This window comes from Curtobacterium pusillum (genome assembly GCF_013359865.1).
Classification (GTDB): Bacteria; Actinomycetota; Actinomycetes; order Actinomycetales; family Microbacteriaceae; genus Curtobacterium; species Curtobacterium pusillum.
Window position 1 is genome coordinate 64,072 of record NZ_JABMCE010000086.1, and the last position, 21,258, is coordinate 85,329.

The window sequence follows — 21,258 nt, forward strand, 5'->3', positions numbered from 1 at the left end:
AGGTCGGGAGGCGCGGTGCGGGCCCGCGCCGCGCCTCCTGCCCGTCCCGACGCACGTCGAGAGCCGTCAGGGCTTCGTGATGAAGCCCTCCTTCACCATCCAGTCGAAGGCGACGTCGGCCGGTTCCCGGCCCTCGACGTCGACCTGCCGGTTCAGCTCCTGCAGGACCGAGTCCGTGAGCTTCGGCGAGATCTGGTCGTAGACGTCCTCGAGCTGCGGGTACTCCTGCAGCGTCGCCGAGTCGAGCACGGGCGCGACGTTGTACGCCGGGAAGAACCCGCGGTCGTCGTCGAGCACCCTGAGCCCCAGCGACTTGATGCGGCCGTCGGTGGTGAACACCTCGCCGAAGTTGCACTTGCCCCGGTCGGTCGCCGTGTAGACCGTGCCGGTGTCGAGGATGCTGACGTTGCTGCTCGGAACGCCGTTCTGGCCGGAGCTGCCGAGCTGCAGCCCGTACTTCTCGAGCATCGGCTTGAAGCCGTCCGAGCGGGAGTTGAACTCGGACTCGACGCAGAACGTGCGCTCGCTGACCGGCAGCTTCGTGATGTCGGAGAGCGTCTTGACGTTCCCGAGCTTCGCCACGGCCTCGTCGCGCACCGCGAAGGCGTACGTGTTGTTCATCGGCGCGGGCTTCAGCCAGGTGAGGCCGTTGCCGGCGTCCTCCTTCTTGACGGCCGCCCACTGCTCGGTCTTGTCCGGGATGCCCTCCTTGTGGCCCATGTAGGTCAGCCACGCGGTGCCGGTGTACTCGTACGTCATGTCGGCGTCGTGACTCGTCATGAGCTGACGGACGGCGACGCTGCCCGGGACGTTCGTCTCGTCGGTGACGTCGAACCCTGCTGCCTTGGCGGCGAGCACGGCGATCTTGCCGAGCACGAGCTGCTCGGTGAAGTTCTTCGACGTGACGGTGATGTGGGCGCCGTCGGGCAGGTCGTCGATGTGCTCGATCGACCCCGGGCCGGCGGCGGGGACGAACGACGTCGCGGGCTGCAGTCCGCAGCCGGCGAGGACGAGGGCCGTCGTGCCGGCGAGGAACGCAGCGGCGGCGGCGCGGGTACGGCGGGTCATCGGAGTCCCTTCGGTCGTGCGAGCGTCTCGACCACGCGGCCGATCCAGTCGATGGACAGGGCGAGCAGCGCCACGAGCAGCGCCCCCGACACGAGGACCTTGGGCAGGAACAGGTTCACGCCCGTGGTGATGAGGAGCCCGAGGCCGCCGGCGCCGACGAAGGTGGCGAGGCTGGCGGTGCCGACGAGGAGCACCAGCGCCGTGCGGATGCCCGAGAGCATGACGGGCACGGCCAGCGGCAGCTCGACCTTCATGAGCACGCTGAACGCGCTCATGCCCATGCCCCGGCCGGCCTCGACCAGGCGGGAGTCGACGCTCTGCACACCGATCATGGTGTTCCGGAGCACCGGCAGGATCGCGTAGAGGACGAGGGCGACGACCGCGGACCACGAGTTCAGGCCGAGCCACGCCGCGAGCAGCACGATGAGGCCGACCGCGGGTGCCGCCTGCCCGAAGTTGGCGACCGCGAGGACGTACACGCTGGCCCGGCGGAGCGGACCGCGCGTGAGCAGGATGCCGAGCGGGATGCCGATGACGAGCACGAGGACCGTCGACTCGAGCGTGAGCACGAGGTGCTGCCCGGTCAGCGCGAGGATGTCCGCGGGGTTGAGGGTGCTGCGCTCGGTCGCGCTGAGGTCGGCGGACGCCAGCCAGATCGCGAAGCCCGCGAGGACGACGAGGATCGCGATCGGCTGCACGAGCAGCCCCTTCCACGAGGTGCGGGCACCGGTGGCCGGGCCGGCGGCGACCGCGCTCACAGTTCCTCTCCGCTGGTCGCGACCACGGGTGCCGACGGCATCGTCTCGATCGGGTTGGTGTTCGTCCCGACGGGCGTGTACGCCTGCTCCTCGGCGGCGGCCGCGCGCGAGCGGGTGATGGCCTCCATCACGGTCTCCACCGTGATGACGCCGCGGAACGCCTCGCCGCGGCCGGTGACCAGGGCGGCGCCGGCGCTGGAGACGAGCATCGTGTCGAGCGCGTCGTTCAGGGTCGCGGCCTCGCCGACGACGGGCAGCTCGGGCTCGATGCCGTCCGGGATGCGGCCGAGGCGCTCGAGCTGGCGGCGGGTCGGCCAGCCGATCGGACGCTGCCGCCGGTCGACGACGACCGCGTGCCCGTGGCCGCCCGCCTCCTGCATCCGCTGGAGCACGGCCTTGGCGTCCTCTCCGGGCGAGCAGGTCACCGCGGGGGCGAGTTCGACGTCACGCACCCGGTTCAGCGTCAGCTGCTTGAGACCGGCGCCGGACCCGATGAAGTTCTCCACGAACTCGTTCGCCGGCTCCGCGAGGATCCGCTCCGGGGTGTCGTACTGGACGATGTGGGCGCCCTCGGTGAAGATCACGATCCAGTCGCCGAGCTTCACGGCCTCGTCGAAGTCGTGGCTGACGATGACGATCGTCTTGTGCAGCTCCTCCTGGATGCGGAGGAGCTCGTCCTGCAGGCGCTGCCGGGTGATCGGGTCGACCGCACCGAACGGCTCGTCCATGAGCAGGACGGGCGGGTCCGCGGCGAGCGCCCGGGCCACGCCGACGCGCTGCTGCTGGCCGCCGGAGAGCTCTCGCGGGAAGCGGTCGCGGTAGGTGTCGGGGTCGAGCGAGACCAGGTCGAGGAGTTCGTCGACGCGTTCCGCGATCTTCTCCTTCGACCAGCCGAGCATCTTCGGGACGATCGCGATGTTCGCCGCGACGGTCAAGTGCGGGAAGAGCCCGCCCGCCTGGATGACGTAGCCCATGCGACGGCGGAGTTCGTCGGCGTCGATGCCGGTGACGTCGTCGTCCCCGACGACGATCCGGCCCTCGGTCGGCTCGATGAGGCGGTTGATCATCTTCAGCGTCGTGGTCTTGCCGCACCCGGACGGACCCACGAGCATGACGATCTTGCCGGCGGGGATCTCGAGCGTGATGCCGTCGACGGCGGGCTTCGTCTGCCCGGGGTACCGCTTGGTGACCTCGTCGAGCAGGATGCTGCGGCCGGTGACGCCCTCGTGGGGAGCGGTTCGGGTGGCGGAGTCAGTGCTGGACACGGATACCTCTCGAGATGGTCAGGCGGCCGAGGCCGAGGAGGAGCAGGTCGAGGACGAGGGCGAGCAGGACGACGCCCACGACCCCGACGGTCACGGAGGACAGGGCGTTCGCGCCGCCGAGGCGGGAGAGCCCGGAGAAGATGAACCCGCCCAGACCGGGGCCGAGCGCGTACGCGGCGATCGCGGCGATGCCCATCACCATCTGCGCCGAGACGCGCACGCCGCTGAGGATGATCGGCCACGCCATCGGCAGCTCGACCTGGACGAGGGTCCGGAAGCGGCTCATGCCGATGCCCCGCGCGGACTCGACGACCGTCGGCGGGATCTCGGCCAGGCCCACGACCGCGTTGCGGAGGATCGGCAGCGCGGCGAAGAAGACGACCGTCACGACGGACGGCACGACGCCGAAGCCGAGCGGGACGATGAGCAGACCGATCACGGCGAAGGACGGGAGCGTCAGACCGATCGCCGAGACGCCGTTCGCGACCGAGGTCAGCCGTTCGCTGCGGTAGACGAGTGTGGCGAGGACGACGGCGATCACCGTGGCGAGCACCGTGCACTGGACCACCAGTGAGAAGTGCTGCCACGACGCGAACCAGATCTGGTCCCACCGCTCCCCGATGTACTGGAACACGCCCACAGCGCTCCCCTCCGGTCGGCCGAACTGCCCACGAGACGGGGCACAAGTGCGGTCCAACCTACGCAGCGGGCATGCCGACTGCGCGCTCCGGACGACCGGAGGGATCAATTCCTGCGCATGAACGATGTACGAAATCCCAGGTCAGCGGGCGGGTCTACCGGACCACCTGGGAGAACGGTAACGATCACGAGGAGCCGTCGGGTACGGCGTCGCCGCTCACGCCCTCGATCGCGCCGCCGCCCGCTCCCGGACGCGTTCCGCCTCGTGCACGGCGACGCGCTCGGCGGTGAGCAGGAGCCCGGCGACCTCGCCCGAGTTCCGGGTGGGGGCGTCGTTCCAGCTCGTCAGGTCGCGGACGCGCCCCATGCGGATGTCGGGTGCGGGGCACCACAGCACCGGTTGGCCCTCCTCGACGGCGAGGGCATGCCACACGAGGTCGAGGGCGCGCTGGACCTGCTGCGAGTGCACGGCGTGCGGGCCGCCGGCAGCGGAGACCACCGATCCGACCAGGCACGCGGCGACGAGGGGGCGGCCCTGGACGTCCATCGCCGCAGCGCTGGACGCCTTCCGCATCCGGCCGTGCTCGTCGACGTACGCGAACCACGCGTGCTGGATCCACCCCCGCTCGATGACGCTGCGCGCACCGGAGAGCAGCCGTTCGAGGTCGCTGAGCTCCTGCAGGCGGGCTTCGACCCGGCGGACCCGTGCGGCGTCGCGGCGCGCGGTCATCCGGTCGAGGAGCCCGCGGACACCGGTGCGGGTCGGGGTGGACGGGGCGGGAGAGGCGTCGGTGGCGACGTCGTGCTGGACGCGGAACTCGAGGGTCATGGCGGCCCCTCCGATCTTCACGTGCACGGATTGGTGCGGTCACGATAGCCCCGGCCGGAGTCAGCCGTCCAGCACTTCTCCGATCGCCCTCCCGGCGACGAGCCGGAACGTGCGGTCGTCGGACAGATGGAGCGCCGAAGCGATCGAGACCGCCCAGCCCCGCGCCCGTTCCCAGGCGTCGTCGTCGGCCGTGACGCATGCGCGGAAGGTGCGCCGCGCCTCCCGGTCGAGCGTCAGCCAGGCGGTGGCGAGGTCGACGGACGGGTCGCCCGCCGTGACGTCGCCGAAGTCGACGACCGCCGCGAGGCGGAGGCCGCCGTCGGGCGCCGTCCCGAAGAGCACGTTGAACGGGTGCAGGTCGCCGTGCACCCAGACGGGAGGCCCGGCGTACGCGGGCAGAGCCGCTGCGGCCCGCCAGACCGCGGCCAGTTCTCCGGCCCGGGGCACGTCCTCCGTGGCGAGTCGCGTGAGCACGGCGTCGCTCCGCGTCGCGAGCGGAACGGCGCGGACCGGGTTCACCGGTGCGTCCTCGGGAGCGGGGACGTGCAGGAGCTCCACGAACGCCGCGAGGGCCTCGGCGACGCGCACCCCGCCCGTGCGCTCGGCTGCAGGGGTGCCGGGCAGCCAACGGACGACGCTCCACGACCAGGGGAAGCCGAGTGCCGGACGCCCGGTGCGGACCGGGTCGGGCACCGGGACGATCGGAGCCACGCGGCGCGCGATCTCCGGCAGCCAGCGCTGCTCGTGCTCGATGAGCGCGGCGGCGGCCGCACGGCGGGGGAGCCGGACGGCGAGGAGGTCCCCGAGCCGGACGATGACGTTGTCCCAGCCGTTCGCCGCGATCTCGAGCGGCAGGTCGGCCAGGTCGGGGTGCTGGTCGCGCAGCAGGGCGCGGACGAGGGGGAGGTCGACGTCGACCTCGGCGGCGGGAGTGGCCATCGGATCAGGCTAGTCACTGTCGGGGCGTACCCGTGAACGGGGGCGGGTGACGAAACCGACCGCTGGGTAGCCTCGTAGGAACGGTGACGTGGGTGTCCATGGGGGGACCCGCGTCGCTCGTCACGCGCCGGTCCTCGGTCGCGAGCGGCATCGGTCCTCGGTCGCGAGCGGCTTCAGTCCTCGGTCGCGAGCGGCGCGATGAGCGCGACGAGCCGCGGGATCTCCGGCCGCATCCGGTCGGTGACGATCGCCGCGAGCAGCACCGTCCAGAGCTCGCGGAGCCGGTCGTACAGGTCGGCCCGGTCGGCGAGGACGTCCGAGACGGTCTGCGCCCCCGTGTAGGCGGGGACCACCACGCGCCCGATCAGCTGCGGGTCCCACGCGGAGTCGATCTCACCCGCCTCGATGCCCTGGCGCACGAGCTCGGCGGCGACCTGCATCCAGTCGGTGTAGGGGTTCCGCCGGGCGACCCCGGCTGCGGCGGTGTCGGTGGAGAGTCGGATGCCCGCGCTCACGACGACCTCGTGGATCATCTGCGACGCGAGGCCCTGCGACATCCACATCAGGACCTCGAGCGGGGTCGTCCCACGGGTGGCGGCGGCTTCGCCGTACTGCCGGGACACCTCGTGCTGCCGGGCGATCACCGCGCCGGCGAGGTCCGCCTTCGACGTGAAGTGGAAGTAGAGCGCGCCCTTCGTGAGCCCCGCGCGTTCGGCCACGGCGTCCATCGAGGTGCCGAGGTACCCGTGTTCGTCGAACTCGCCCGCCGCCGCATCGATGATCGCGGCCCGCGTGGCGACTGCACGCTGCTGCCGAGTGCGACCGTCCTGCGCCATGATCCTGCAATCGTACCGACGGCCCCGCTCCGAGGGCCCGCTCCCGGGCGGCGTCCGGCGGATCAGCGGGTTCCTCCCCGGCGGACTGCCGTACCGTTCCGGGCATGGACGGATGGCGGAACCCCGGGCGCTGGGCACGGACGGGTCGGTGGCTGCTGCTGCCGATCGCCGTCCTCGACTGGGTCGCGCTCGCGCCGCAGACCATCGTCGTGCTGGCGTTCGTGATCGCCGTCCTCGGACTCGCGCTCCTCGCGGCCGCACTCGTCGTCCGCATGCTGCGGCGCTCCCGCGGGGCGATGGCGGGGCTCGGCGTCGTGTTGCTGCTCGGCGGGCTCTTGGTGTTCGGCCTCGATCCCTTCCCCGGGTCGTTCCCGCTCATCGACGCGTGGTGGCCGGAGTCGATCACGCAGCCGCAGATCGTCGGGAGCGCCTACTGGCAGCTCGCGGGCCTCGGGATCGAGCTCGCCGGGTTCGGGATGCTCGCCACCCTGCTCGTCGTCTCCCTGACGTCGAAGCCGGCCCGGCGCTGACGCGTCGGGCCGGTCCGTCGCGGAGCCTCCTGGGTCACGCGGGTGCGTGCTGCGCGCTCCCTCCGTCGCCCAGGAACCAGTCGCGCGGGTGGGGGTCGGCGGTCAGCTCGCGTCGCGCGGACACCGGCGCCGCCCACGACGCCGCGTTCGAGAGCACCCGCTGGATGTCCGGGTGGTGGTAGACCGGGTACTCCTGGTCCCCGGGGGAGAAGTAGAACACCCGGCCGAGGCCGCGGCGGTAGGCGACGCCCGAGCGGAACACCTCGCCGCCGGCGAACGTCGACAGGAAGACCTCCTCGTCGGGGCGCGGGATGTCGAAGTACTCGCCGTACATCTCCTGGCGCTCGATGACGATCGGGTGCGGGATCCCGGCGGCGATCGGGTGCTCCGGAGCCACGGTCCAGACGAGTTCGCGCTCGCCGTCGTTGCGCCACTTCAGCGAGCAGGTCGTGCCCATCAGACGCTTGAACGGCTTCGAGTAGTGCCCGGAGTGCAGCACGACGAGTCCCATGCCGGCGTGCACGGCGTCGACCACGCGGTCCACGACCTCGTCGGACACCTCCTCGTGGGCGGCGTGCCCCCACCAGAACAGCACGTCGGTGGCGGCGAGGCGCTCGGCGGTGAGACCGTGCTCCGGTTCCTGGAGCGTGGCGGTCGACACCTCCGCGCCCGGTCGGAGCTCGCGCAGCGCGGCGGCGATCACGGTGTGCATGCCGTCGGGGTAGTGCTCGATGACCGTCGCGTCTCCGCGGGTCTCGTGCACGTTCTCGTTCCAGACGACGATGTTCAGGGGACGGGGATCGGTCGGCGTCGACATGCACACGACGCTACCGGCAGCGGGCGTCGAATCGATACGACCGTCGGTGTGTCGGACAGGAGGCGCGGTGCCAGCCGGCACCGCGCCTCCTGTCCGTGAACCGCTAGCGCTGGTTACAGCGCGGCCAGCACAGCGTTCAAGGTGGCGGACGGGCGCATCACGGCGCTCGTCTTCGCGTCGTCGGGACGGTAGTAGCCGCCGATGTCCACCGGGTGGCCCTGGACCCCGTTGAGCTCGCCGACGATCGTCTCCTCCTGCTCGCCGAGGCGCTTCGCGACGTCCGCGAACGCCGCCGCCAGCTCGGCGTCCTCGGTCTGCGCGGCGAGTTCCTCGGCCCAGTACTTCGCCAGGTAGAAGTGGCTGCCGCGGTTGTCGATCGAGCCGAGCTTGCGGCCAGGGGACTTGTTCTCGTCGAGGAACGTGCCGGTCGCACGGTCGAGGGTGTCGCCGAGGATCTTCGCCCGCGCGTTCCCCGTCACACCCGCGAGGTGCTCGAGGCTGACCGCCAGCGCCAGGAACTCGCCGAGGCTGTCCCAGCGCAGGTAGTTCTCCTGCACCAGCTGCTGCACGTGCTTCGGCGCCGAACCACCGGCACCGGTCTCGAACAGGCCGCCACCGCCGAGGAGCGGGACGACGGAGAGCATCTTCGCGGAGGTGCCGAGCTCCATGATCGGGAACAGGTCGGTGAGGTAGTCGCGGAGCACGTTACCCGTGACCGAGATGGTGTCCTCGCCGCGGCGGATGCGCTCGAGCGAGAAGCGCATGGCGTCCTCGGGGGAGAGGATCTCGATCTGCAGGCCCTCGGTGTCGTGCTCGCCGAGGTACTCCCGCACGAGGCCGATGAGGTTCCGGTCGTGCGCGCGGGTCTCGTCGAGCCAGAACACCGCGGGCGAACCCGTGGCGCGGGCCCGGGTGACGGCGAGCTTCACCCAGTCGCGGATGGCGACGTCCTTCGTCTGGCAGGCGCGCCAGATGTCGCCGGCCTCGACGTCGTGCTCGATGACGGTCTCGCCGCCGCTCGTCACGACGCGCACGCGACCCGCGGCCGGGACCTCGAACGTCTTGTCGTGCGAGCCGTACTCCTCGGCCTTCTGCGCCATCAGACCGACGTTCGGCACCGAACCCATGGTGGCCGGGTCGAAGGCGCCGTTCGCGCGGCAGTCCTCGATGACGGCCTGGTAGATGCCGGCGTAGCTCGAATCCGGGATGACCGCGAGGGTGTCGTGCTCCTCGCCGTCCGGACCCCACATGTGGCCGGAGGTGCGGATCATCGCGGGCATGGACGCGTCGACGATGACGTCGCTCGGGACGTGCAGGTTCGTGATGCCCTTGTCGGAGTCGACCATCGCGAGGTCGGGTCCCGCGTCGATCGCCTGCGTGAACGCGTCGCGGATCTCGGCGCCGTTCGGGACCTGGTCGAGCCCGGCGAGGATCGAGCCGAGGCCGTCGTTCGGGTTGAGGCCGGCGGCCGCGAGGTCGGCACCGAAGCGCTCGAACACGGACGGGAAGAACGCGCGGATGACGTGCCCGAAGATGATCGGGTCGGAGACCTTCATCATCGTGGCCTTGAGGTGCACGGAGAACAGGACGTCCAGCTCGGCGGCGCGCTTGATCTGGTCCTTGAGGAACGCCTCGAGCGCGGCGACGTGCAGCACGGTGCCGTCCACGACCTCGCCCGCGAGCACGGGGATCGACTGCTTGAGGACCGTGGTCTCACCGTCGGTGCCGACGAACTCGATCGTCAGGACGTCGTCCGCCGGGGCGATCCAGGACTGCTCGTTCGAGCGGAAGTCGTCGACGCCCATCGTCACGACGTTCGTCTTCGAGTCCGACGACCACGCGCCCATGCGGTGCGGGTGCTTGCGGGCGTAGTTCTTCACCGACAGCGGGGCACGACGGTCCGAGTTCCCCTCGCGGAGGACCGGGTTCACCGCGCTGCCCTTGACCCGGTCGTAACGGGCACGGGCGTCGCGCTCGTCGTCCGTCTTCGGCTCGTCCGGGTAGTCGGGGAGGTCGTAGCCCTTCGACTGCAGCTCCTTGATCGCCGCCTTGAGCTGCGGGATCGACGCCGAGATGTTCGGCAGCTTGATGATGTTCGCCTCGGGGGTCTTGGCGAGGTCGCCGAGTTCGGCGAGCGCGTCGTCCAGGCGCTGCTCAGCGGTGAGCCGCTCCGGGAACTGGCTGATGATCCGGCCGGACAGCGAGATGTCGCGGGTCTCGACGTCGACACCCGCGGTGCCGGCGAAGGCCTGGATGACCGGGAGGAAGGAGTGGGTGGCGAGGAACGGCGCCTCGTCCGTGAGGGTGTAGATGATCTTGGCCATGCTGGCGGGTACTCCCTTGTTCGACCGTCGGTACGTCCACGCTACTCGTGGTGCAGATTGTCTCGACATCAAGATACATGGTGCCGCCCGCTTCGAGCAGACGCGCAGTCCACGTCCTGGAGGCGCACCGACGACTCATAGGAACAGCGCGTGGACTGGTCTTCCGCAGCGACCAACGCGCGAGAGGAGATCCCATGTCCACACCACGACAGACACCGTCGGACTTCGGCTGGACCGCCGAGGACCTCCGCTCCGCCTACGCGGTGGACGGCAGCGGGCCGTACCGCTACGCCCCGGACGGCTCCGGTCCGTTCTCGTACGACGAGGACGGGTCGGGACCGTGGCTGGTCGGGCCGTCGCCGCGACGCGGTCTGGCCCGCTTCGCGCCGCGGGAGCACGGCTCGGGCTCGCGGCTGCGGCGGATCGGGACCGCCGTGACCGCGGGCACGCTCGCCCTCGTTCTCGCCGTGGGGAGCGTCGCCGTCGTCGCGCACGTCGCTCCTCCACACCACGTGGTCAACGCCTCCGCCGTCCACAGCGGTGGACCCGACCGCGACTGAGCGTCGGATGGGTGCCACGCTGGTGGTGTGACCGAACTCCTCGTCATCGGCGTCTTCGCCATCGTCGTCATCGCGGGCGCAGCCGTGCTCGGACCACGCATCGGTGTCGCGGCGCCCCTCGTCCTGGTCGTCGTCGGCATCGTCGCCAGCCTGGTGCCGTTCGTCCCCGACGCCGAGATCGATCCCGAGTGGATCCTCGCCGGGGTCCTGCCCCCACTGCTGTACTCGTCGGCGGTGTCGATGCCCTCGATGAACTTCCGACGGGAGTTCGGCGCCATCAGCGGTCTGTCGGTCCTGCTCGTCCTCGCGTCGAGCCTCGTCCTCGGGCTGTTCTTCGCCTGGGTGGTGCCGGGCCTCGGCTTCTGGTGGGGCATCGCCCTCGGCGCGGTCGTCAGCCCGACCGACGCCGTCGCGACCTCGATCGTGAAGCAGACCTCGGTGTCCCGCCGCGCGATCTCGATCCTCGACGGCGAGTCCCTGCTCAACGACGCCACCGCGCTCGTGCTCCTGCGGACGGCGATCGCCGCCGCGGCCGCCTCGTTCTCGTTCTGGGGCGCGTTGGGCGACTTCGCCCGGGCCGTCGCGATCGCCGTGGTGATCGGTTGGTTCGTCGGCTGGGTGAACGTGTACGTCCGCGCCCGGGTGCCGAACGCCGCGGTGAACACGGCACTGTCGTTCGCGGTGCCGTTCGTCGCCGCCGTCCCGACCGAGTACCTGCACGGCTCCGGTCTCGTCGCGGCCGTCGTCGCGGGACTGTTCACCGGCATCGTCGGCCCCCGGAAGCTCCCGCCGGGGCACCGGCTGTCGGACGCGCAGAACTGGCAGACGATCGAGCTCGTGCTCGAGGGCGCCGTGTTCCTGACCATGGGGCTCGAACTCGCGGGGATCCTCGGCGACGTGCAGCAGGAGCACACCGGCATCGGCCCGGCGCTCCTCATCGCCGTCGGCGCACTCGTGCTCACCGTCGTCGTCCGGGCGGCGTACGTCGTGCCGCTCCTGCTCGCCCTGTCCGCCAGCGCGAAGCGCGGGGAGCGGATGCGGCAGCGATTCGAGGAGATGCACGCGCAGGACCGCGACGCGATGAGCGAGGTCATCCGGGAGCACCGACCCGGCAACCGTGCTCCGTCGGAACGCGAGCTCGACCGGTTCGCGGTCCGGATCCGCCGGACACTCGCGGACATCGCGTACTACACGAAGGCACCGCTCGGCTGGCGCGAGGGCACCGCCGTGGTGTGGGCCGGCATGCGCGGCGCCGTGACGGTGGCCGCGGCACAGACCCTGCCGCACGGCACCCCGCAGCGGTCGCTCCTGGTGCTCATCGCGTTCGCGGTCGCGCTGCTCTCGCTCGTCGTGCAGGGCGGCACGATCGGCCCGCTGCTCCGCCGCATCGCCGCCCCGGCGCCGGACACCGCCGAGCGGGACGTCGAGGAGCGTCAGCGTCTGCTCGGACTCATGCGGACCGCGGCGGAGCAGGTCCCCGGGACGCGCGAGGAGGGGCCCCGGACGCGCGAGGAGCTGCAGGCCGCCGACCCCGCCGAACTCCGGGCGTGGATGGGGCGCGAGAAGGCGAGGCGACTCGCGGTGCTCGAGGCACAGCGCACGGCGATCCTCGACGCGCGCGACGACGGGACGTTCGACGCCGAGGTCCTCGAGTCGATGCTGCAGAACATCGACGCCGAGCAGATCGCCCTCGAACTCAGGGGCGCGCCGGCACGCTGAAACCGCGGCAGCCGGTCGTTCACTCGCCGATCCGGACCCGGAACACCCGGACGCCGGCGGCCCGCAGTCCCGCGAGGCCGAGGCGCATCCGGAAGTTCCGGAAGGGGCGCTTGAACCCCGACGGAGCCGACGCCGCCCCGATCTGGTGGAGCACCTCGGACGTCAGCGTCCGTTCGACCTTGGGCGCGAGCCGGGTCAACCCGGACACCGTCACCACGATCCGCACCGCGTGAGGAGCGAGGAGCGGCGCGATCATCTCCGCCGCCTCCTGCGCCCGGTGGAACGCGGGGTCGTCGCCCGGTCGACGGATGGCGATCACGGCGAGCTCCGCGTGGCCGGTCTCCCCCGGGTCGGGCAGGTCGTCGACCCCCACGACCCGCATCCTGGTGGCGTCCACCCCGGCCCGCACGGCTGCAGCGCGGAGCACGGGCAACAGCTCCTGGGTCCCGGCGAGCACGACCTCCGCCGACCGCAGGTCGACCGGTTCGTGCCGCTCTCGCGGCGTTCGGGCCATCCGGAGGGTCCTTTCCGCTCGCTCACTGCGGACACTACCGATCCGCGGGCCGACGGGACCTGTACAAAGCGACAGAGTCGTGCAGAATGGTGGGCGGCCATGACGACTGCACGCGAACTCGACCAGCACCCGGACGCCCCGGTGGTGCACCTGTCCCGTCGCGCCGCCCTCGCGGCAGAGCGTGCCGACGCCCGCAGACCCGCCCGCCGCGAGCGCCCCGCGAAGCCGGAACGCGCCTCCCGGTCCCTCCGCGTGTCGCGGTCCCACCGCGCCAGTCGGATCACGCTGACCAGCGCGCTCGCCGCCCTCGCGATGTTCGCCGCCTCGGCGATGCCCGCGCACGCCAGCGCCGGCACGTCGATGGCCACCGCGACCCTCGCCCCCTCGGTCCGCACCCAGGACTACGCGGTCACCCGGGCGATCTCCGCCTCCGCACTCGACCGCGACGAGTTCACGGTGGGCGGCGGTTCGGCCGGCGCTCCCGGCACGTCGGTGTCGTACGGCGGCGAGGTCCGTTCGCCGTTCCCCGGCCCGGTCCGGATGAGCTCGGGCTTCGGGTACCGCTCGGCACCGTGCGGGGCGTGCTCGTCGCTGCACCAGGGTCTCGACTTCAACCCCGGCATGGGCGCTCCGATCGGCGCCGTCGCCGCGGGCACCGTCCGGGTCTCGGGCACCTACTTCTCGTACGGCTACGCGGTCGTGATCGACCACGTGATCGACGGCCGGGAGGTCTCGACGCTCTACGGCCACATGATCCCGGGCTCCTCGCCGCTCGAGGTCGGCGACACCGTCGAGGCGGGGGAGTTCCTCGGCAAGGTCGGGTCCTCCGGCGTCTCGACGGGTGCGCACCTGCACCTCGAGGTCCTCATGGACGGCGTCACCCCGATCGATCCGGAGGCCTGGCTCGAAGCGCGTATCGGGCGATCCCTCACGGTCTGACGCAGGCCGCCCGCTGAGGGGCGCTCCGCCTGTCACCCGGGTACAGCCAGTGCCTGCCTCGGCCCCGCTCAGGCGACGTACGCTCGTCGCATGGGTATCGACGTCCGCAACGAGATCCGCGACTTCCTGTCCTCGAGACGGGCGCGACTCACCCCCGAGCAGGTCGGCATGCCCTCGTTCGGCGGTGGGGTCCGACGCGTCCCCGGACTGCGCCGCCACGAGGTCGCCATGCTCGCCGGGGTCAGCGTCGACTACTACACGCGACTCGAACGGGGTTCGCTGAAGGGCGTCTCGGACAGCGTGCTCGAGGGTCTCGCCGGAGCCCTGCAGCTCGACGAGGACGAACGCGCGCACCTCTGGGACCTCGCCCGGCTGGCGAACGCGGGCGTGAAGGTGATGCACCGCAACGTCCCGACGCGGGTTCGTCCCGGTGTGCAGCGGCTTCTCGACTCGATCACGGGAGCGCCCGCATGGGTGCGGAACGAGCGCGGCGACGTCGTCGCGACGAACGAGCTCGGCCGCGCTCTCTACGCCCCGATGTTCGCCGGCCCCGGGCGTCCGGTGAACTCGGCCCGGTTCACGTTCCTCGACCCGGCGGCGAAGGAGTTCTTCCCGGACTGGGCGCAGACCGCGCGGGACGCCGTGGCGATCCTCCGTGCGGCGGCGGTGTCGAACCCGTGCGAGCCCGGCCTCGTGACCCTCGTCGGCGAGCTGTCGACCCGCAGCGACGAGTTCCGCACGTGGTGGGCGGCACACGACGTCCGCACCCACCGCACCGGCAAGAAGCGGTTCGTGCACCCGATCGTCGGGGAGCTGCGCCTGGACTACGAGGCGCTCGAACTCGTCGCCGACCCGGGCCTGGTCATGTTCTCGTACTCGGCCGAACCGGGCAGCGAGTCCGAACGGTCGCTGGCGCTCCTCGGGTCCTGGGCCGCCACGGAGCGGGCCGAACGTCAGGCGGCGCTGCGTCAGTCCGAGACCGAGTCCGTCGACTGACCGCGACCGGTCACGCGGGCGGGTTCCGTAGGGTGGAGCCGTGACGAGGTCGACGGACGGATCAGCGGGTGACGCGGACTACGGGCGAATCGGTACGGACTACCGGAAGTACCGCCAGCCGGAGCCGGCCTTCGCCCGCGCGATCGGGAAGGCCCTCGGCGACGCTCGCACGGTCCTGAACGTGGGCGCCGGCACCGGCTCCTACGAGCCGCTCGACCGCGAGGTGACGGCCGTGGAGCCCTCCGCCTCGATGCGCGCCCAGCGGCCGGACACCCTGACCTCGGCGATCGACGCGACCGCGGAGGACCTGCCGTTCGCCGACGACGCGTTCGACGCGGCGATGACGACGTTCTCCGTCCACCAGTGGGGCGACCTCGACCGCGGCCTGGCCGAGGTGCGTCGGGTCACCCGGGGTCCGATCGTGATCCTGACGTGCGACCCCGACCGCGTCGAGGACTACTGGCTCGCGGAGTACGCCCCGGAGGTCATGGCGACCGAGGCCCGGCGGTACCCGTCGCTCGCCCGCATCGCCGCCGCGCTCGACGGGGACGTCGTGACGAGCACCCCGCTGCCGATCCCGTTCACCTGCGTCGACGGCTTCTCGGAGGCGTACTACGCCCGTCCCGAGCGACTCCTCGACCCGGGAGCACGTCGGGCGAACTCGGCGTGGAGCTTCGTCGACGAGATCACCGCGCGGCGCTCCGTGGCGGCGCTCCGGACGGCGCTCGAGTCCGGCGAGTGGGACCGGCGGCACGGTTCGTTGCGGGTGCAGCCGTCCTACGAGGGCGCACTCGTCCTCGTCACCGCGGTGCCGGCCGGTGCGACACGCCCGGTTTGACACGCCGACGTAGGCTGGTCGGGTGAGCTTCCAGGAGGTGGTCGGCGCCCGTTGCGCCGGCATCAGGGCGTGACGCCCCCGGTCGTGCCGTTCGGCGCGGCCGCCGTCACCGAACCCTGACGACCTCCGCCCGGTGCGGCGCGCGTCCGCGTGCCCCGGGCTCCACCGAGAGCGACACCACCATGCTGCCCATCAGCGAGAAGACCATCCGCACGTCCTTCGTCAACGCCTCCCGCAAGGAGACCGGTGACCTCACCCTCCCCGCCGACTTCGAGACCCTCGACTGGGACGCGCTCGACTACCTCGGTTGGCGCGACCCGAAGATCGGCCGGCGCGCGTACGCCGTCGTGCCGACGCTCGAGGGCGAACTCGTCGGCATCCTGTTCCGGCAGGCCGAGGCCTCACCGCGGTCCCGGGCGCAGTGCTCGTGGTGCCAGGACGTGAAGCTCCCGAACGACGTCGTGTTCTACAGCGCGAAGCGGTCCGGGAAGGCCGGACGGAACGGCAACACCGTCGGCACGCTCGTCTGCCAGGACTTCCAGTGCTCGCGGAACGTGCGGAAGACGCCGCCGCTCGCGTACGAGGGCTACGACGTCGAAGCCGCCCGCCTGCGGCGGATCGAGGACCTGCAGCTCCGCGCCGCGTCGTTCGCGGCCGAGGTCTAGTCCCCCCGCGCCTCCAGACCGAACCGCAAAACGCAACGTTCGCGGTTGCTCGCAGCGGGACTGCGCTGCGAGCAACCGTCGTCGTTGCGTTTCGGGTCAGCGACCGATGGGGGACATGTCGGGGTAGCGGTCGCCCGTGGGCACGGGGAGCGCCGACAGACGCGACAGCTGGTCCGCGGACAGTGTGAGCGAGGCCGCGCCGACGTTCTCCTCGAGCCGCGAGACCCGCTTCGTGCCGGGGATCGGCACAATGTCGTCGCCCTGCGCCAGCAGCCACGCGAGCGCCACCTGCGCCGGGGTCCCGCCGGCCTCGGTGGCGATGTCCTTCACGGCGTCGACGATGCGCATGTTCTCGGCGAAGGCCTCCTCCTGGAAGCGCGGGTTGGCCCGGCGGAAGTCGTCGGAGTCGAGGTCGGACGGCTTCGTGATCGCACCGGTGAGGAAGCCGCGGCCGAGCGGCGAGTAGGGCACGAGCCCGATGCCGAGCTCGCGGAGGGTGTCGAGCACCTCGCCCTCGGGGTCACGGGTCCACAGCGAGTACTCGCTCTGCAGCGCGGTGATCGGGTGGACGGCGTGCGCCCGGCGGATCGTGGCTGCACTCGCCTCGGAGAGGCCGATGTGCCGGATCTTGCCCTCCTGCACGAAGCCCGCGAGCTGGCCGATGACGTCCTCGATCGGGACGTCCGGGTCGACGCGGTGCTGGTAGTAGAGGTCGATGTGGTCGGTGCCGAGGCGGCGGAGCGAGCCTTCGAGCGCCACGCGCACCGACTCCGGCGCGCTGGAGATCCGTCGCTCGGTGCTCGGCTCGGTCTCGCCGGGCTCGTGCGTGATGAGCCCGAACTTGGTGGCGATGACGACGTCGTGCCGGCGCTCCGCGAGGGCCCGGCGGAGCAGGTCCTCGTTCGTGTACGGGCCGTACGCCTCGGCCGTGTCGAACAGGGTGACGCCGAGGTCGATCGCGCGGTGGATGGTGCGGATCGACTCGGCGTCGTCGGAGCCGGCGCCCGTGTAGAAGGCGCTCATGCCCATGGTTCCGAGGCCGATGGTCCCGACCTCGAGGTCTGCGAGCTTGCGTGTCTGCATGGGTGCAGGTCTACTCCGGCCATCCCGGTTGGAGGGAGGCACTGACCGTGCCCGTCTCGCCCGTGCCCGGTTTCGTGCGGTTCCTCCAAGGTCCTCGCGTCGGCCGGTGCCGACTGGTGTGATCGTGAGCGTGAACCTGTACTTCCGGCTGTTCCTGCTGCAGTTGCGCGTCCGGCTCCGCCCCACGATCCGCGGGCGTCGACCGTCGCTGTGGGACGAGACCCGCACCCCGTTCCGCGTGGCCCTGACCGACCTCGACCCGCTGCGACACGTGAACAACGGGAAGTACCTGTCGATGCTCGACCTCGGACGGCTCGACCTCATGCTGCGCTCGGGGTTCTGGCGCGCCATCGCCGAGCGGGGGTGGTACCCGGTCGTGTCCGCGCAGACGATCACCTACAAGCGGTCACTCACGCTCGGGCAGCGGTTCGAGCTCGTCACGCGGGTGCTCGGGGTCGACGATCGGGCGGTGTACCTCGAGCAGACGTTCGTCCGGCGCGGAGCCGTCGTGGCACGCGCCGTCGTGCAGGGGCGGTTCCTCCGGAAGGCCGGCGGCACGGTCCCGCCGGACGAGCTCCTCGAGGCGGCCGGGGGGACGAACCGCGACCTCACCCTGCCGGGGTGGGTGCACGACTGGGCCGGTGCGACCCGGATCAGCAGCGCGGCGGGGTAGACAGGTCGGGTGAGCGAACGAGACGACGACCGCCTGACCCCTGTGACCAGCCGCCGCGTGCTGCTCGCCGGCGGAGTGGGCCTGGGCATCGCCGGCGTCCTCGCCGCCTGCAGTCGTCCGACTCCCTCACCGTCCCCGAGCTCCAGCGCCACGACCCCGCGGCCGACGCGCACGCCGACGGCGTCCCCGACCCCGGGCGGACCCGCCACGTGGGACGCGCTCGCGGCCGCGGTCTCCGGACGGCTGCTGCGCTCCGGATCGAACGGGTGGGACAGCGCCCGGCTCGTCGAGAACCCCCGCTACGACGACGCCGACCCGCAGGGCATCCTCCGGGCCGCGAGCACCGCCGACGTGCAGGCCGGGCTCGCCTTCGCCCGGAACACGAGCACCCCGGTGGCGCTCCGCGCGGGTGGACACTCCTACACGGGGTGGTCGGCGGGTGGCGCGAGCGGCACCGACGTCCCCAGGTCGCTCGTCATCAGCACGCAGGACCTCGACAGCGTCGACCTGCACGACGACGGCACGGCGACGATCGGTCCCGGTGCCCAGCTCGGCGACGTGTACGCCCGACTCGCCGCCGCCGGGCGTGCCATCGGCGCCGGCTCCTGCCCCAGCGTCGGCATCGGCGGGCTGACCCTCGGCGGCGGTGTCGGCGTGCTCGTGCGGTCCTTCGGCCTGACGTGCGACCAGCTCACCGGGGCGACCCTCGTCACCCCCGACGGCAGCGTGCACGAGGTCTCCGCGACCACCGAGCCGGACCTGTTCTGGGCCTGCCGAGGTGGCGGGGGCGGAACGGTGGGCGTCGTCACCGCGCTGACCTACCGGACCCAGGCCGCGCCTCCCGTCCTGCTGTTCCGCATCACCTTCCCCTGGTCCGCCGCCGCTGCCGTGGTGCGCGCCTGGCAGGACTGGGCGCCCACGGCCGACCCGAAGCTGTGGTCGACGCTCAAGCTCCTGAACGGCTCGCGACACACGGCGCCGACCGTCACCGTCACGGGCGTCTGGACCGGCGCGAAGGCCGGGGCGGACGCCTCGGTCGACGGGTTCATCGGCGCCACCGGAGCGAAGCCGCTCGCCCACACGGCGCAGCAGCTCACCTACGGTGCCGCGATGTCGACGCTCGCCGGGAAGGCGCAGCGGGTGTCGCAGGCGGCGACCTCCTCGATCGGGAGCACGAAGCTGACGGACGCGCAGATCGACACCCTCGTGCAGCACGCCGCCGCTGCCGGCGACGTGCCCGGCAACCGTGAGGGCGGGGTCGCGCTCGACGCACTCGGCGGTGTCGTGTCCGACACCGGGCGCACCGACACCGCGTTCCCGTGGCGCTCGGCACTCATGACCGTGCAGTACACGGCGGTGTTCGCCGACGGTGCCGACCCCGCGCCGTTCGACGCGTACGTGCGCGGGTTCCGGAAGGCGATGCGCCCGGCGTGGGGCGATGGGGCGTACGCGAACTACTGCGACGCGGCGATCACGGACGCCACGGACTACTTCGGCGTGAACACCTCGCGGCTGCACCGCATCGCCGAGCAGGCGGACCCGGCGGGGGTGCTGTCCCAGCCGCACTGGGTCTGACCGCTGGATCGGGGCGCTGGGTCTGGACGCTGGGTCTGGACGCTGGGTCGCCCCTACGATGACCGCATGGACGCCGAGGACCTCGTACTGCCCGACGCCGCAGCGTGGCGCACCTGGCTCGACGCGCACGAGGGCGACCGCGACGGCGTGTGGCTCGTCCTCGCGAAGAAGGGCACCACGGAACCGACGACGCTGACCTACGACCAGGCGCTCGACGAGGCCCTGTGCTCCGGCTGGATCGACGGCCAGAAGCGCGGCCGCGACGCAGCGACCTTCCGACAGCGGTTCACCCCGCGCCGGCAGGCCTCGCTCTGGTCGCAGCGCAACATCGGTCTGGTCGCGACCCTCATCGCCGAGGGGCGGATGCGGGACCGGGGCCAGGCGGAGATCGACCGCGCCAAGGACGACGGCCGGTGGGATCGCGCCTACGCCGGAGCCGCGACGGCCACCGTCCCCGAGGACCTGCAGGCAGCGCTCGACGCCTCACCGGCGGCCGCAGCCCTGTTCGCGGAGCTCGACGCCACGAACCGGTACGCCGTGCTGCACCGGATCACCACCGCGCCGAGCGCCACCGCGCGGACGAACCGGCTGACGAAGCTCGTCGGCGGGCTCGAGCGCGGCGAGACCCCGTACCCGCGGCCGGGTCGTCAGGGATAGGCGGCCGGCATCCACTGGGGGACACCCGTCCAGCGGGCGGCAACGGGCGCGGCGTACACCGGGGCCATGACCACCGGTACCGACACCACCAACCGTCCTGCCGCAGCCTCCGGCACGTTCCGCATCGGCGGCGACCTCGAGGTGCACCGTCTCGGCTACGGCACCATGCAGCTCACCGGCCCCGGCGTCTGGGGACCGCCGAAGGACCACGACGAGGCCGTCCGTGTGCTGCAGCGCGCGGTCGAGCTGGGCGTGGACTTCTTCGACACCGCCGACTCCTACGGCCCCTACGTCGCCGAGGACCTGCTCCGCGAGGCACTGCACCCCTACGGCGAGGAGATCGTCATCGCCACGAAGGCCGGCCTCACCCGCACCGGACCGAACGAGTGGCCGCCGGTGGGCCGTCCCGAGTACCTCCGCCAGGAGGCCGAGATGAGCCTCCGCCGCCTCGGCCTCGACCGCATCGACCTGTTCCAGCTGCACCGCATCGACCCGAAGGTGCCGCTCGAGGACCAGGTCGGCGAGCTGAAGAAGCTGCAGGACGAGGGCAAGATCCGGCACATCGGACTGTCCGAGGTGTCCGTCGACGAGGTGAAGGCCGCGCAGGAGATCGCCACGATCGTCTCCGTGCAGAACCTGTACAACCTGCAGAAGCGCGACGCCGAGGACCTCCTCGACTGGTCGACCGAGCAGGGCATCGGCTTCATCCCGTGGTTCCCGCTGGCGACGGGAGGCTTGACGGGCGACGACTCGCCGCTGACCGAGATCGCCGGGCGGAAGGGCGCGACGCCGGCGCAGCTCGCGCTGGCCTGGCTGCTCGAGCGCTCGCCCGTGATGCTGCCGATCCCGGGTACCTCGAGCGTCGCGCACCTCGAGGACAACCTGCAGGGTGCGACCCTCGAGCTGACCGACGACGAGTTCGACGAGCTGTCGAAGCTGGGTCACTGATGCGACCGGTCGAGGGACGGGAGGCAACTGCGAAGAAGTAGTTGCAAAGCAATGCTTGCAAAGCTTTCTTTGCAGTCGTACGCTCG

Annotated in this window: 22 protein-coding genes; 11 read left to right on the forward strand and 11 right to left on the reverse strand. The window is 71.7% G+C overall.

Annotation, left to right across the window (positions count from 1 at the left end):
• Positions 1–66 precede the first annotated feature (66 nt).
• From HP507_RS16550 to HP507_RS16580, 7 genes are all read right to left on the reverse strand, one after another.
• Entirely contained in the window at positions 67–1,068 is a 1,002-nt protein-coding gene (locus HP507_RS16550) for a glycine betaine ABC transporter substrate-binding protein (RefSeq protein ID WP_175352903.1), read from the reverse strand.
• Complete coding sequence (locus HP507_RS16555) at positions 1,065–1,826, reverse strand: ABC transporter permease (protein WP_175352904.1); 762 nt, start codon at positions 1,824–1,826, stop codon at positions 1,065–1,067. Before HP507_RS16555 ends, HP507_RS16550 begins: the two co-directional genes overlap by 4 nt.
• Entirely contained in the window at positions 1,823–3,091 is a 1,269-nt protein-coding gene (locus tag HP507_RS16560) for an ABC transporter ATP-binding protein (protein WP_175352905.1), read from the reverse strand. Before HP507_RS16560 ends, HP507_RS16555 begins: the two co-directional genes overlap by 4 nt.
• Positions 3,078–3,725, reverse strand: coding sequence for an ABC transporter permease (locus tag HP507_RS16565; RefSeq protein WP_175353072.1), 648 nt, complete (start codon positions 3,723–3,725; stop codon positions 3,078–3,080). Before HP507_RS16565 ends, HP507_RS16560 begins: the two co-directional genes overlap by 14 nt.
• 222 nt (positions 3,726–3,947) lie before the next feature.
• The gene (locus HP507_RS16570) at positions 3,948–4,559 is read right to left on the reverse strand and encodes a DUF6197 family protein (protein ID WP_175352906.1); all 612 of its coding nucleotides are present in this window, start codon (positions 4,557–4,559) and stop codon (positions 3,948–3,950) included.
• Between the two features lie 60 nt (positions 4,560–4,619).
• Positions 4,620–5,498: an aminoglycoside phosphotransferase family protein gene (locus tag HP507_RS16575; protein WP_175352907.1), complete on the reverse strand. Its 879-nt coding sequence runs from the start codon at positions 5,496–5,498 to the stop codon at positions 4,620–4,622.
• Between the two features lie 173 nt (positions 5,499–5,671).
• Positions 5,672–6,334, reverse strand: coding sequence for a ScbR family autoregulator-binding transcription factor (locus HP507_RS16580; RefSeq protein WP_175352908.1), 663 nt, complete (start codon positions 6,332–6,334; stop codon positions 5,672–5,674).
• A 104-nt stretch (positions 6,335–6,438) separates the two neighbouring features.
• On the opposite strand from HP507_RS16580, the gene HP507_RS16585 reads away from it, so the two are divergent.
• Positions 6,439–6,864, forward strand: a complete 426-nt coding sequence (locus HP507_RS16585; RefSeq protein ID WP_175352909.1) for a hypothetical protein — start codon at positions 6,439–6,441, stop codon at positions 6,862–6,864.
• A 34-nt stretch (positions 6,865–6,898) separates the two neighbouring features.
• Here HP507_RS16585 and HP507_RS16590 read toward each other — a convergent pair whose 3' ends face one another.
• Together HP507_RS16590 and HP507_RS16595 are read right to left on the reverse strand one after the other, a co-directional pair.
• Positions 6,899–7,681 carry a ThuA domain-containing protein gene (locus HP507_RS16590; protein ID WP_254701190.1) on the reverse strand — a complete coding sequence of 261 codons (783 nt, stop codon included), beginning with the start codon at positions 7,679–7,681 and terminating at the stop codon, positions 6,899–6,901.
• Positions 7,682–7,794: 113 nt separating this feature from the next.
• Positions 7,795–10,005, reverse strand: coding sequence for an NADP-dependent isocitrate dehydrogenase (locus HP507_RS16595; RefSeq protein ID WP_175352910.1), 2,211 nt, complete (start codon positions 10,003–10,005; stop codon positions 7,795–7,797).
• Positions 10,006–10,199: 194 nt separating this feature from the next.
• Here HP507_RS16595 and HP507_RS16600 point away from each other — a divergent pair, with 194 nt between their 5' ends.
• Both HP507_RS16600 and HP507_RS16605 read left to right on the forward strand, forming a co-directional pair.
• Entirely contained in the window at positions 10,200–10,565 is a 366-nt protein-coding gene (locus tag HP507_RS16600) for a hypothetical protein (protein ID WP_175352911.1), read from the forward strand.
• A gap of 27 nt (positions 10,566–10,592) precedes the next feature.
• Positions 10,593–12,284 (forward strand): cation:proton antiporter, encoded by a 1,692-nt coding sequence (locus HP507_RS16605; RefSeq protein WP_175352912.1) that lies wholly within the window; start codon positions 10,593–10,595, stop codon positions 12,282–12,284.
• 19 nt (positions 12,285–12,303) lie between these two features.
• On the opposite strand, the gene HP507_RS16610 is transcribed toward HP507_RS16605, so the two are convergent.
• Positions 12,304–12,798 (reverse strand): hypothetical protein, encoded by a 495-nt coding sequence (locus tag HP507_RS16610; protein ID WP_175352913.1) that lies wholly within the window; start codon positions 12,796–12,798, stop codon positions 12,304–12,306.
• A gap of 99 nt (positions 12,799–12,897) precedes the next feature.
• On the opposite strand from HP507_RS16610, the gene HP507_RS16615 reads away from it, so the two are divergent.
• The 4 genes from HP507_RS16615 (at position 12,898) to HP507_RS16630 (ending at position 16,236) form a co-directional block, all read left to right on the forward strand.
• Complete coding sequence (locus HP507_RS16615) at positions 12,898–13,737, forward strand: M23 family metallopeptidase (RefSeq protein WP_175352914.1); 840 nt, start codon at positions 12,898–12,900, stop codon at positions 13,735–13,737.
• Between the two features lie 90 nt (positions 13,738–13,827).
• On the forward strand, positions 13,828–14,733 hold the full coding sequence (locus HP507_RS16620; RefSeq protein ID WP_175352915.1) for a helix-turn-helix transcriptional regulator: 906 nt from the start codon (positions 13,828–13,830) through the stop codon (positions 14,731–14,733).
• A 40-nt stretch (positions 14,734–14,773) separates the two neighbouring features.
• On the forward strand, positions 14,774–15,571 hold the full coding sequence (locus HP507_RS16625) for a class I SAM-dependent methyltransferase (RefSeq protein ID WP_175352916.1): 798 nt from the start codon (positions 14,774–14,776) through the stop codon (positions 15,569–15,571).
• A gap of 182 nt (positions 15,572–15,753) precedes the next feature.
• A complete protein-coding gene (locus HP507_RS16630; RefSeq protein ID WP_175352917.1) occupies positions 15,754–16,236 on the forward strand; it encodes an FBP domain-containing protein in 483 nt (160 codons plus the stop codon).
• A 96-nt stretch (positions 16,237–16,332) separates the two neighbouring features.
• Here the strand turns inward: HP507_RS16630 and HP507_RS16635 are convergent, their stop codons facing one another.
• Complete coding sequence (locus tag HP507_RS16635) at positions 16,333–17,319, reverse strand: aldo/keto reductase (RefSeq protein WP_175352918.1); 987 nt, start codon at positions 17,317–17,319, stop codon at positions 16,333–16,335.
• A gap of 106 nt (positions 17,320–17,425) precedes the next feature.
• Here HP507_RS16635 and HP507_RS16640 point away from each other — a divergent pair, with 106 nt between their 5' ends.
• From HP507_RS16640 to HP507_RS16655, 4 genes are all read left to right on the forward strand, one after another.
• On the forward strand, positions 17,426–17,992 hold the full coding sequence (locus HP507_RS16640) for an acyl-CoA thioesterase (RefSeq protein ID WP_338085248.1): 567 nt from the start codon (positions 17,426–17,428) through the stop codon (positions 17,990–17,992).
• 9 nt (positions 17,993–18,001) lie between these two features.
• Positions 18,002–19,567, forward strand: coding sequence for an FAD-binding oxidoreductase (locus HP507_RS16645; RefSeq protein WP_175352919.1), 1,566 nt, complete (start codon positions 18,002–18,004; stop codon positions 19,565–19,567).
• Between the two features lie 66 nt (positions 19,568–19,633).
• Positions 19,634–20,224 (forward strand): YdeI/OmpD-associated family protein, encoded by a 591-nt coding sequence (locus tag HP507_RS16650; RefSeq protein ID WP_175352920.1) that lies wholly within the window; start codon positions 19,634–19,636, stop codon positions 20,222–20,224.
• Between the two features lie 66 nt (positions 20,225–20,290).
• Positions 20,291–21,172, forward strand: a complete 882-nt coding sequence (locus tag HP507_RS16655) for an aldo/keto reductase (RefSeq protein ID WP_175352921.1) — start codon at positions 20,291–20,293, stop codon at positions 21,170–21,172.
• Positions 21,173–21,258: the final 86 nt, after the last annotated feature.